Source organism: Microcoleus sp. B3-A4, from assembly GCF_036705385.1.
Classification (GTDB): Bacteria; Cyanobacteriota; Cyanobacteriia; order Cyanobacteriales; family Microcoleaceae; genus Microcoleus.
The window spans coordinates 1-11,802 of record NZ_JAUBUI010000125.1 but is presented as its reverse complement, the minus strand read 5'-3'; the positions used below and the strand labels follow the sequence as shown (position 1 = coordinate 11,802).

Genomic DNA, 11,802 nt, shown 5'->3' with positions numbered 1-11,802 from the left:
ATTTTAGTGCATTAAAGAGAGCTAGAATGTATTCGCATTCTGCCACATCTCTTGATGAGATTATTCGCGCTTATTGTGCAACTTAATGTCTCATTTTATTTGAAACAACTATATATCTGACAATTCATCAAATTATTGATTTTTTATTTCTCACTATTCGCAAATTTTGGAAACAGCAATTCAATTACGGTAGAGGTGGTTTTTTGTTTCAGCAAATTATCTCTAAACGGTGGGCTAATGGGAAACTACAACATCCGTCATTCTATGGGAAACTACAACATCCGTCATTCTATCTGAATTTGCTAACTTATCCATTTTTCCACGCACCGGGCTTTCAAAAGCTATTAATTGCTGCATTGTTTTTAGTTTCTCAGGTGGAATTGCTGCGGGGTTGTTTTGGGAGAAAAACAATTTTGTTGAGGAATAGAGTTTGATTATTGAACCGCAGAGAGCGCAGAGAGAGAATTAAGAGTTAGTGGGGTGCCTCTGCTTTGAACAGTCAATTATTGATATAATTCATTCGCTCCTGATGCCTTCTACAACTCAAAAACAGGCTCACCTGCCTGTTCCACAAAGAGTGAGTTTTCTTGTGGGGTTGGGCAGGATAACCCGCGCGTAAAAAGCTTATTGAGGAGGGTGTAATATCTCAGATATTAGCAAGGTGCGCGGTGCGTACCCACAGATTAGATAAATCCGTGTTCTGCTAAAAATTCTGGTGTAATTGTTCCTAAACTGTTGATTGTGGGAGTTTCTTCCCACGGTTCGGGATGGGATTTTGATCCGCTGCGGAGAAATTTGGCGACATATTTGCCCAGAATATCTGCTTCTAAGTTTACTAAACTTCCTGGTTGCAAATAGCTGAGGTTTGTCTCACCAAAACTGTGGGGAATGACAGCAACTTCAAACCAATTGCCGTCAGCATCGCAATCTGCCACGGTTAAGCTGATGCCGTTGACGGCGATACTGCCCTTGGAAACGATGTAAGGTGCGATTTGACGTTGCCATCCCGAATTTGCTGCTGGTGGGGCAGTAAACCGCATCTCCCAAGCGTTGGCGGTTTGGGTTGATGTGGCTAAAGTGCCGATCGCATCTACGTGCCCCGTCACAAAATGTCCCCCCAATTTGCTACCGGCGCGCAGGGAGGTTTCTAGGTTCACCAAGGCATCGGGGAACGATCCCAGAGTTGTGCGGCGGAGGGTTTCTGGGGAAGCGACGGCGACAAAACCTTGCGGCAGAACTTCCACTACCGTTAAACAGACTCCATCCACGGCTACGCTGTCCCCAATGGCTAAATCTTGTAAAATTGGGTAGGAGTTGTTTGATGTGCAGGAAATTTGGAAATAATCGTTGCCTAGCGACTTCAGCTTTCCGAGAGATTGAATTAGTCCTGTAAACATAAGTATTTTTCCGTAGTCGATCGCTTATTTACATCAAACCATAGGGACAAACCAGAGACAGGAGGTTTTGCCGTCCCCCTGTCCCCCGGAGTCAATCTAAAATCTAAAATCGACAGTCCCAGATCTGTTGCGGATTCAGGCGAAGATCAAGTCATACTGGATTTAGGTGATCTTTATGTCCAAGTTCTCTACTGCCTTACAGTTTCTTAATTCTATGAGGCCGATCGAATGATTGAAATGAAAGTCGCTGGAATTGCCTTAGATGCAGCCACGCGCAGTCCTATTGTCCTATTGAGAGACGCTACTGAGCGACGGGCTTTGCCTATTTATATCGGTCAGGAGCAAGCAAAGGCTATTATTAGCGCGATCGAAGGGCACAAACCTCCTCGGCCCTTAACTCACGATCTGATGGTCAATTTCTTAGAGGCATGGAGTCTTACCTTGGAGCGCATAGTTATTCACTCGCTGCAAGATAACACGTTTTATGCCGTGCTGATCGTCCGTCAGGGAGAAGTTAAAAAAGAGATCGATGCCCGACCTAGCGACGCGATCGCCCTAGCCCTGCGAACGAACTGCCCTATCTGGGTGATGGAAGAAGTCGTCGCCGATGCTTCGATACCGGTCGATCGAGATGCTGATGAGGCCGAACGCCGGGCCTTCCGGGAATTTATCTCAAACCTCCGTCCAGAGGATTTGATCAAGAGAAGCGGCTTCAGCCCGGGCGAAACTTCCTGACCTTTATGCGCTATCGACGGTTTGGCAAAACGGAGTTGTACCTGTCGGTATTTTCCTTGGGAACCATGCGCTATTTGGCTTCTGAGGAAACTGCCTGTCAGACTGTACAACAGGCGGTGTCTCAGGGAATCAATCATCTGGAAACTGCGGCTGGTTACGGTTGCAGCGAGGAATATCTTGGCGCGGCCCTTTCGGCTGGTTTGTCTGTCGATCGATCGCGCCTCCACGTCACTACAAAAATTTCCCCAACGGAGGATGCAGCAGCCATGGAACGCTGCATCGACGCATCTCTCAAACGCCTGAATTTAGACTATATCGATTGTCTGGCAATTCACGGTTTGAATACTTGGGAACATTTGGCTTGGGTGCGATCGCCCACAGGCTGCATGGAATCTGTACGCAAAGCCCTGGCTGAGGGTCGCATCCGGCACGTCGGCTTTTCGACTCACGGGCCTCTGGATGTGATTTTGGCTGCAATAAATACCGACTTGTTTGAATTTGTCAATCTGCATTATTACTATTTTTTTCAGCGCAACGCCCCGGCAATTGAACTCGCCAAAGACAAAGATATGGGCGTTTTCATCATTTCCCCAGCCGATAAAGGAGGGCAACTCTACACGCCCCCGGAAACTCTCGCACAATTGTGCTCGCCTTTCTCGCCTTTAGAGTTGAACTATCGATTTTTACTCAGCGATACTAGGATTGGGACTCTGAGTTTGGGGGCTGCAAATGCGACCGAATTAGAGCAACCTCTGAAATATGCCGATCGCGACTTTCCCCTCACCCACACCGAAATCGCTGCGTTCGATCGGCTAGAATCGGCTATTGCAGCCACTTTGAAAACCGACAAATGCAGCCAGTGCTATGCCTGTTTGCCTTGCCCGGAAAACATCAACATTCCCGAAGTATTGCGACTTCGGAATCTCGCCGTCGGGTGCGACATGACTGACTTTGGCAAATACCGTTACGCCATGTTTGAAAATGCCGGACACTGGTTTCCCGGCAGCAAAGGCAACCGCTGCACCGATTGTGGCGAATGTTTGCCCCGGTGTCCCGAAGAGTTAGACATCCCAACTTTGCTCAAAGATACTCACCACCGACTCGGGGGGAAAGCAGGCAGGCGGTTGTGGGATTGAAAAAAAGGTGATGTAGGGAAAAGGCGATCGAGCGTATCTAAGTGTTGCAATAATTACGTTAAACTTTGGTTTAAGTGAATTTACGATAGAGTCGATCGAAAAACTACTTAGCTTGCGGACTGTCTGCAGGCATTGGGGTCCACTTAACGTCTTATGTTGTACCAATCTACTGTTTGAGTTCAGTCTTCCCGATCCCCCCTAACCCCCCAGGGACAAGAGCGTCAAAGTCCCCCTTCTTAAGGGGGATTTACGGGGAGCGAGACTCGGCTATAAACGAGAGATACAAATGGTTTTAGTCGGAAGTTGACACCCATGTCCCCTGTCTGCTGGCAACAAACTTTAAATAGGAGCCGACAGTATATGGAAAAACAACTAAATAAGACAATCTGATTGAACACCGAGAAATTGATTTATTTAAAAATATCCCAGTCATTTTCTTGCTTTATTGCCCCCGGTGAGAGCTAACAATTTTATGATGAGTGATTAAGCGAACTCGATATAAAATATAAAATCGTTCGACTGAGCGCTCACGCCGAAGTCTAAAATCTCAAATCTAAAATCTCAAATTGATTCCCTTCCCGATTAATTGATGGCCTGTCATCTAAAACCGATCCCGTATTTACTACTATGGCTCATACTCAGTTAAACGACAGCCAGCCAAATTGTCTGCAGCAAACTAAAGTGGCGACTTCCGAAAGAAGATTGAAAGCAGCTTTCAAGCCGTGTACCTACAACTTATCTGTTACCAGAAAACAGCTAATCGGACTGCTGACTTTACAAACAATCTTGCCCGTCGGACTAACGGCAGCAGCACTTTGGCTAACATCGGCAGTTGGAAGCAATCAACTGCAAAATCAAGCTAAATCCGAACTGAGCCTTAGTGAAATTAAGTACAATCTCCAACTCGATCGCGCCGCCGACCGTTTGCAAAACTCTTCTGACAGCAAAACGATCGCCCAAACAGCCTTAGCTTACAACAGCCGTAGAAAAGTATCAGAGTTACAAAAATTTGTCAAGCAAATTCTAGAAACTCAAGTCAAAACAGGGGAAATAGACAGCGCGGCCTTAGTGGGAAAAAACAGGCAGATTGTGGTTAGCGTCAACTCCAACCAGAAGGGAAAAAGTTTTAACCTGCAAAAAATAGTCGATCGAGTATTCGCTGCAAAACAGCCAATTACGACTACCGAAATCATTGCCAAATCAGAAGTTCAGGAACAATTGGGATCTTTGCCGCCCGGAAAGGGCGATCGCCCTCTTCTCGTCCGCTACGCAGCAATTCCCGTAAAAGATCCCAAAACTCAGACAGTGATTGCTGGCTTAGTATTAGGAAAAATTATCAGCAAAACGTCGGTAGTTGCTAGCAGCAAAACCCTCAATTTACAGGGCGGGGGATATCAGGCTATATACGCACCGCTGGCTGACGGCAAATTTGTTTTGGCAAGTTCGCAAACATTTACAAAAAACCAACAGTTACCAGACTTGCTGGCAGAGAAATCGCTGCTGAAATCTGCACTCGCCGCCGGCGGCAAACCAGTCACCGGAAACGTACAAACAGGCAGTCAAACTTATGCAGTAGCTGCCAAATCCCTTGGCAATTTAGCGGGACAACCCGCAGCAATTTTAGTGCGATTCATCCCCAAAACCTCGATCGAAACTTGGTGGGGCAACAACGGGCTACTGCTGGCACTGTCTGCGGCCGCCGTTGTCCCCTTCGCCTTGGCAGTTGCAGTCACCCGCCGGATTGCCAAACCCGCAAACTCAGATTTATCCACAGCAGACGGGAATGGGGCATCTAACTCCAGCGCCGAACCGCCGCAGCGATCCCGGAAGTTCGATCTAATTTATGACAATTTAAATTTCGGCGAGTTTCCCGATTTATTCCCTAAAAAATCGAGTTTAGATGGTCAATTAGCCGTAGATTTTCGATATAAAAAATTGGCGGGCGATGGCCCGATAGCAAATCCCCACATCCCGCTAGCTTTCAAACCCATAGAATTGCCCGAAAACTCCCTCTCAAACCAGTCGCGGCAGGTACATACAGAACTAGAAAAAAGCGCGATCGCCTTAAATCTAGTCCAGGAAGCTTGGCAAGACTTAAATCGCCTCAACTTGGAATTGCAGCCAGAAATACTCGATCGCCAAAACACTCAAAAAGCCCTGCGAAAGAGCGAAGCACTGCTGCAAGCGATTTTAGACAACTCAACAGCAGTAATTTACATCAAAGATGCGGACGGAAAATACCTGCTCACCAACCGCCATTTTGACAATTTGTTCGACATCGCAAAAGAGCAAATAACAGGGAAAACCGACGCCGATATTTTTCCCCAAGACAAAGCAGCAGCCTTGCGGGAAAACGACCTGAAAGTTCTCGAATCCTCCTCGCCCCTAACCCTCGAAGAAATCATCCCTCAAGACGACGGCCCGCACACTTATATTTCTCTGAAATTTCCCCTCTGCAACTCCGAAGGTAAAGCTTATGCAGTCGGTACAATTTCTACAGATGTGAGCGATCGTAAACTTGCCGAACTCACCCTAGAAAAAGCCAAAGCAGAACTAGAAATAGAAGTCGAACAGCGCACCCTATTCCTCAAACAAGCCAACGAACTCTTGCGGTTTGAACTCGCCGCCCGAGTCCGGGGTGCCATCACAGTCAGACAAATGACCGCTCAGGTAGCCCGACACGCCAGAACAGTTGACGGCATTCTAGGCGCTTCTCTTGACCTAATTTTTCTAGTAGATCGATCGGGAAAATACACCTATGTCAGCCGCACCGCCGCTCAAGCGGCCGGCATGAACCCCAGAGAAATGATTGGCAAAACCTGGCAGGAATTAGGCTGGTCGCCAACAATTATGCGGCGGGTTCACCAAGAATGCCACGCCATATTTGCGACAGCCGAGCCCAAGAAAGGCGAAGTAATTGTCCCCACGGCAAACTGGGGAACCCGCGACTACGAGTACATTCTCAGTCCGGTTTGTGCGACAGACGGCAGCGTCGAAGCCGTAGTGGCGACACTCCGGGATATCACCGAACGCAAAGATGCGGAGGAAGCGTGGCAGTTGGCCAAAGAAGCAGCAGAACTCGCCAACCGCGCCAAGAGTGCTTTTCTGGCAAACATGAGCCACGAGTTACGCACTCCCCTCAACGCGATTATCGGCTACAGCGATATGCTGGTGGAAGATGCCGAAGAGTTAGGCAACTTAGAGGTAGTCTCGGATTTAGACAAAATTCGCACTGCTGGCAAACACTTGCTGCACCTAATTGACGACATTCTCGACATTTCCAAAATTGAAGCTGACAAGATGGAGATTTACCTCGAAAGCTTCGATGTTGGAGGCTTAATAGAGGAGGTGGTAACAACTATCAAACCGCTAATGGATAAAAACGGCAATACTTTGGAAGTATTGATCTCTGACAATATCGGCGCGATGCACGGCGATTTGATGAAAGTGCGGCAGGTAATGCTGAATTTGCTCAGCAATGCTGCTAAGTTTTGTGCTAAGGGGACGATCGTGCTTACTGTCGAAAGAATTACCAGTGAAGAATTAAAAAATAAATATCAACCGAGAGTTGCTCAAATGTTAATCTTGGATGCAGACTTTTTAATTTTCCGAGTGACTGACACGGGCATCGGCATGACACCAGAACAGCAAGAGCGACTGTTCCAACCTTTTACTCAAGCTGACAACTCAACTACTCGCAGGTACGGCGGTACAGGTTTGGGCCTGACTATCAGCCAGCGTTTTTGTCAGATGATGGGCGGCGATATTGAAGTAACTAGCGAGTTAGATTGCGGTTCTACTTTTACTGCTTTTCTGCCTGCTTCATTGTTTAAGCGATCGGAATTTTAACATGACTGTAGTGGGGGGCTTTACCAACAATAAAAGCCAAAAATAAACAATCTAATAAACCAGCAACAACACAAGACAAAATCGCAATGTACATCTTTTCCATCTAATAAAATGTAAGGTTGATGTATGTTATATCCTATGCGGTGGCGGGTTTTCTAGATGGCGAGTTTCCGATATGAATGGTTGGTAAAACCCGCACCTACAGAAAATATAAAAAAAAACCAACAATAATTATGAAATACGATGTTGATACCCGCAATAATTGCATTTTGACAAAAAGTTTATTTTTGTTACTAATGGCGGGTTATGCGTGCTTCGGAGCCTTGCTGTGGGGACAATCTGCCGCATATTCCCAGCAGCCGAGCTGCCCGACTGGCAACGCTGCTAATTTGCCGCCGCCTCCGCTTTCGCAAACCGAAAAAAGTGTGCCGAGTCTGTGGTTAGCTCAAAAACTCTATGGCGGAAAATTGCTCGATCGCTGGTTTGTAGATCCCGGCAATACTTGGGTAATTATCATAGTCAACCGCCAACTTTGGAGTTTGCTCGATTATATGGAACGCTATCAGTTTGTCAACCGCTTTGGCACTGTCGCCAACGATTATGGTTACAATGTGCGGGTTTGCAACCGTCAAGGCACTGCTTTGGCAGTTTATTCGTGCCAGGGCGATCGGCTTAACTGTCGCATTGATTTAGAATCTCTCTCAAATCCGGGTATTCGAGGAAGGGTGAAAGGATTTTAGTAGGGTGCGTCAGCCGCGAGTAATTTTCTGGATAATCGATAAACCAAGAGCTGACGCACTCTACATTTTAACTTCTCACTACTTGCCTGGTTTCTTGCCAGAGCGATCGATATTGGGCAATCCCCGCATCCCCAAACGGCAGCAGAAAGTCGCTAGCAGCAAGAATCTTCGCATCTGGCAACAACACAGAATTAGTGCGAACAGCTTCCGGCAAATCCTCGGGTTTCATGCCGACAATTATCGGCGAACTAGCCTTAGCCAGCAAAGATAATTGAGGAGCAACCCGAGGCTGCAAGCAAAAATCAATCCATTTTTCCACTAAAGAAACTGGATTGCCTGATGCTGGTTCTACCCACAAATCTGTCCAAAGTGCAGTTCCCGAAACTGGAATTACTAAAGCAATATCCTTTTGAGTTTGCAGCAGCGGCAGCAAGTCCCCAGATGAACCTACTGCCAACCAAGTATCGCCTAAAATTAATGGTTGCAGGTAAGCGTCAGAACTATAAAGTTTAACTTGTTGGTGCAGATTTGCGAGTTCTTTTTTAAGATTTGGGACTCGATCTAATTGCTGCGTATTGTAAGATTTTCCGAGTTTTTTTAATGTTAAACCGATAACTTCTCTGGCACTGTCTGGCAGAGAAATTCGATCGCGCAATTCCGATCGCCACAAGTCTTTCCAATCTGTCGGAGTCCACCCCAAAGCCTTAAATTTGTCGGTTCGATAGGCAATTACCGTACTTCCCCAGCGGTAAGGTGCAGCCCACACTTTACCTTGAGGATCTAATTTACCCTCATCGTTGCGCCTGACGAGTTTTTGCCATCTTTCGGGCAATTGTGGCCAATTAGCAAACTTAGCAGGATCGATCGGCTTAATCAATTTTTGCCTAATTGCCAAAGTCAGCCAGTAATCTCCCAACATCACCAAGTTAGCTTGATTTTTTGATTTGGGAACCTGTTTCCACTCCTGCAACAGGGCGAATAATTCTTTTAATTGTCCTTCTTGCGTTACCTGCAAAAGCGGAGACGGTTGTACATCGCGGCTAAATTTGCTTACCAGTTGGGCCGGAATACCGTTTTTGAGCGATCGAATTTTGAGAATGGGCTTCGAGTCGCACCCTGCCGCCAATTGACTTAAAGTTAGGGTGGCGGCCCCCAATAGCAAAGACCTTCGTTTCACCTGTGAATCCGCTTTTCTAAATATTGACCGATCGTTTTGTGTTGTACAGCCCGGGAAATAATTGTTTGTCGAGTCCGGTAGTTGGCGCCGATTTGTCTTATTTCTTCCTCAAACACAGAGCCATTGTACTCGGTTCTGCTGCGGTCTGAGTCTGTCGATCGAGCTTTCCGATGCCGAAAACTCCGTCAACTTAACGCCTGATTTGTTTGCGAAAAGTTCTTTTGGGCCAATTTGCCTCGCCAGCGGGGGCGATCGACTGCATCTGTGTTACATTTTTTAATATAACGAAACAACAAGAGCGCTGCCATCTGCCGTTGGATGACGCTTTTTACACAACCGAAGTAAAAAATCCTTTTTAAATCGGCGACAGCTTAATAACTAAAAAAACTAAAAATCCATTCATCTGAGTCCTGAAAGCAGTGGCGAGAGCGAAGTCAATCTAATAGGACGCTCTGCGATCCGACTCTCAGAAACCCGACGTTTTAACTCTGATTGAAGGTTTGAACGAAGTATGGGGGTTAACTAACCCGGTTCCTGTGTCCCAGACTGTGTAAAACCTAGAATCTAAAATCTACAATCGACTCACGAATGGCGAGCGATTATCTTCAAGCTGGCTCCCTAAATCTACCGTCAGGACTGGGAACACAACAATTACGTCAAAAATTAAATAATTTAGTGATAAATCCAAGTTATGTAAAGATTTACCTAAAATGTAAAGATATAAGTTACGAGCCAAAGGATGATTGTATGGAAGCGCTCCGCCAGCAAGTTACAGTATTGAGCCAACAAGTCGATGCCCTCTACAAACTCATAGAAAACCTCAATGAAAAGCTCTTAGAGTCTGCCAAGGAGACGAAGCTGACCCAGCAACAGAGAAACGATCGCTCTGGAACCCTAGGAAATGACCAAACCTCGTCGTATCAAAGCTACAGCAGTCTCGACGCCCTCCTCGAACACAAGGACATACTGTTAGATGACAGCTACTTCGACAAGAATTCTCAAAGCCTGGAAAAAGAGCTGAGCGCAGAGATTCAAATCCAGCGATTAACTGCTCAGCTAACAGCAGCTTACAATCGAATTGCCGCCTTGGAAGAACAGTTGCTCTCCAAAAGAATGCACTCGCAACATCTAGGCGGGCCTAATTAAATATTGCTAGCGGGGATCGGTACTAAAAAAAAATACAAGTTGCGTTGATTTATGCTCGTCTACTTATAGATTCATTGTATAGAGTTTTTTATCTCCCGCAAGTAGCAGGGGGGATACTGCATCAAAGCCAGATATTGTGTAGGAACTTCTGTAAATCTGAGAGCATAAATGCTACAGAAAGTGATATAATTATTCAGCAAAAACGAAGCTGGGTGAGCAGCACAACCATGTTCGCAGCTCGATCGCCGCATCTGAATTTTTAATGTTTAATTCCTAACATTCCTGGATGCACAGAAAACTAAAAATCCGGTTTGCGAGTGTATTCGTCGCTGCAAAACCCCAATATTTTCAGTAAAAACCTGGTTTTTTGCCTCCAGGACTCTCTAATGTTGAATTTCACACCGCGAGGCTAAAGCTTCAACAGCTTGAAGGAGTTGAGGAGGAGTCCAATTTGCAGTCAGACCACTGGCGATCGCACAGGCTCCCGCACCGACACCTTCTTTAACATAGCCGCGATCGTAAGCTTGCAGTTGCGCGTAGCGAGATCCAGCAAAACTTAGCTGCGCGGCCAACAGAGGCACACCGCCGATATCATTAGCAAGTCCTACAGTGTCTCCTGTAGGGTCTTCGGCCACCCAGCGTGTAGTCCCCACCGCGACTTGTTCGGGACTCCATACTAGAGCATATTCACGGGCTAAGGCTTGCATCAAAGCGTACACTGCCAGCATTTGCGTACCCCCGGCCAGAAGCACCCCGCAAGTCCGACTCGCGGCGATCGCCATTCCCGCCACCGCTATTTGCATCGGATCGCCCACCGCCGCTACCAATTCCAGGGGAGTGCTGTTTTGTCCGCCAATTTCCCACTCAGCATTATTGAGTCCCGCTGTCACCGCAGCCAATTTTTGAGCGTGATTGCAGCGAGGATGAGAACTATTAACTTTGCCCGCGGCTGCAATACCCAAACCCATTAACACGCCCAAAGCAGTAGTCGTTCCCCCGACTACGCACTCCCCTAAAATTAAATAGCTGCCATTAGTTTGAGCAGCCAATTTAGCTCCCCAAATTAATCCTTGTTCGAGCAAATGTTTGACTGTTTCGAGTTCTAAAGCATTCCCAGAAATCAGACACTTTGCCGGAGTGCCGCCCAAATCAATTGCAGGTACCGGAGGTGGGAGGGGCAAACCAGCATTAAATAGGTACAGGGGAAGTTCCAAAGCTTCGACTACAGCGCGAGATATTAGTACCGGGGAGGCACCAGCTTCTAGGGGCGGCAAAGGATATTGGGGCGACGTTTGGGGGCCGTTATACAAAAATTCTGCATCGGCTAAACAAGTAAATTGTCGATCGTGCGGGGTTGCTCCTGCTGCTGAAATCCCCGGAATTAAGCCAGTAGCGGTAAATCCTAACACGCAGGCAAATATCGGTTTTCGTCCCCGATAGCGATCGAGCCATCGCTGCCCTTGTTTAATTTTTGTATAAATATGAATCATAATTAGTCATTAGTCCTGGGAATTGGGAATTAATTATTGCTTATTTGCTATTGGTTACAGCACTTTGCGTGACTAAGAGGTACAGTAACAGCAGTGAGCCAAATAATTTTCGATTTGCTTACTAGAACATAA

9 protein-coding genes are annotated in these 11,802 nt (G+C 46.7%); 5 read left to right on the top strand and 4 right to left on the bottom strand.

Going from position 1 to position 11,802, the window contains the following annotated elements:
* Positions 1–683 precede the first annotated feature (683 nt).
* Positions 684–1,397 (bottom strand): riboflavin synthase, encoded by a 714-nt coding sequence (gene ribE, locus QUB33_RS27510; protein WP_333286063.1) that lies wholly within the window; start codon positions 1,395–1,397, stop codon positions 684–686.
* Between the two features lie 228 nt (positions 1,398–1,625).
* Here ribE and QUB33_RS27505 point away from each other — a divergent pair, with 228 nt between their 5' ends.
* The 4 genes from QUB33_RS27505 (at position 1,626) to QUB33_RS27490 (ending at position 7,857) form a co-directional block, all read left to right on the top strand.
* Positions 1,626–2,132, top strand: coding sequence for a bifunctional nuclease family protein (locus tag QUB33_RS27505; protein WP_006635481.1), 507 nt, complete (start codon positions 1,626–1,628; stop codon positions 2,130–2,132).
* A gap of 5 nt (positions 2,133–2,137) precedes the next feature.
* Entirely contained in the window at positions 2,138–3,268 is a 1,131-nt protein-coding gene (locus tag QUB33_RS27500; protein WP_333357191.1) for an aldo/keto reductase, read from the top strand.
* Positions 3,269–3,895: 627 nt separating this feature from the next.
* Positions 3,896–7,117 (top strand): PAS domain-containing protein, encoded by a 3,222-nt coding sequence (locus tag QUB33_RS27495; protein ID WP_333357188.1) that lies wholly within the window; start codon positions 3,896–3,898, stop codon positions 7,115–7,117.
* A gap of 233 nt (positions 7,118–7,350) precedes the next feature.
* Entirely contained in the window at positions 7,351–7,857 is a 507-nt protein-coding gene (locus QUB33_RS27490) for a hypothetical protein (RefSeq protein ID WP_333357184.1), read from the top strand.
* 67 nt (positions 7,858–7,924) lie between these two features.
* Here QUB33_RS27490 and QUB33_RS27485 read toward each other — a convergent pair whose 3' ends face one another.
* Together QUB33_RS27485 and QUB33_RS27480 are read right to left on the bottom strand one after the other, a co-directional pair.
* Positions 7,925–9,034, bottom strand: coding sequence for an extracellular solute-binding protein (locus QUB33_RS27485; protein ID WP_333357180.1), 1,110 nt, complete (start codon positions 9,032–9,034; stop codon positions 7,925–7,927).
* Positions 9,031–9,150, bottom strand: coding sequence for a hypothetical protein (locus QUB33_RS27480; RefSeq protein ID WP_333357177.1), 120 nt, complete (start codon positions 9,148–9,150; stop codon positions 9,031–9,033). The genes QUB33_RS27485 and QUB33_RS27480 overlap by 4 nt, the downstream gene beginning before the upstream one ends.
* A 631-nt stretch (positions 9,151–9,781) precedes the next feature.
* Here QUB33_RS27480 and QUB33_RS27475 point away from each other — a divergent pair.
* Complete coding sequence (locus QUB33_RS27475; RefSeq protein ID WP_333357174.1) at positions 9,782–10,180, top strand: hypothetical protein; 399 nt, start codon at positions 9,782–9,784, stop codon at positions 10,178–10,180.
* 383 nt (positions 10,181–10,563) lie between these two features.
* On the opposite strand, the gene cobT is transcribed toward QUB33_RS27475, so the two are convergent.
* On the bottom strand, positions 10,564–11,670 hold the full coding sequence (gene cobT / locus QUB33_RS27470; protein WP_333357171.1) for a nicotinate mononucleotide-dependent phosphoribosyltransferase CobT: 1,107 nt from the start codon (positions 11,668–11,670) through the stop codon (positions 10,564–10,566).
* Between the last annotated feature and the right edge of the window lie 132 nt (positions 11,671–11,802).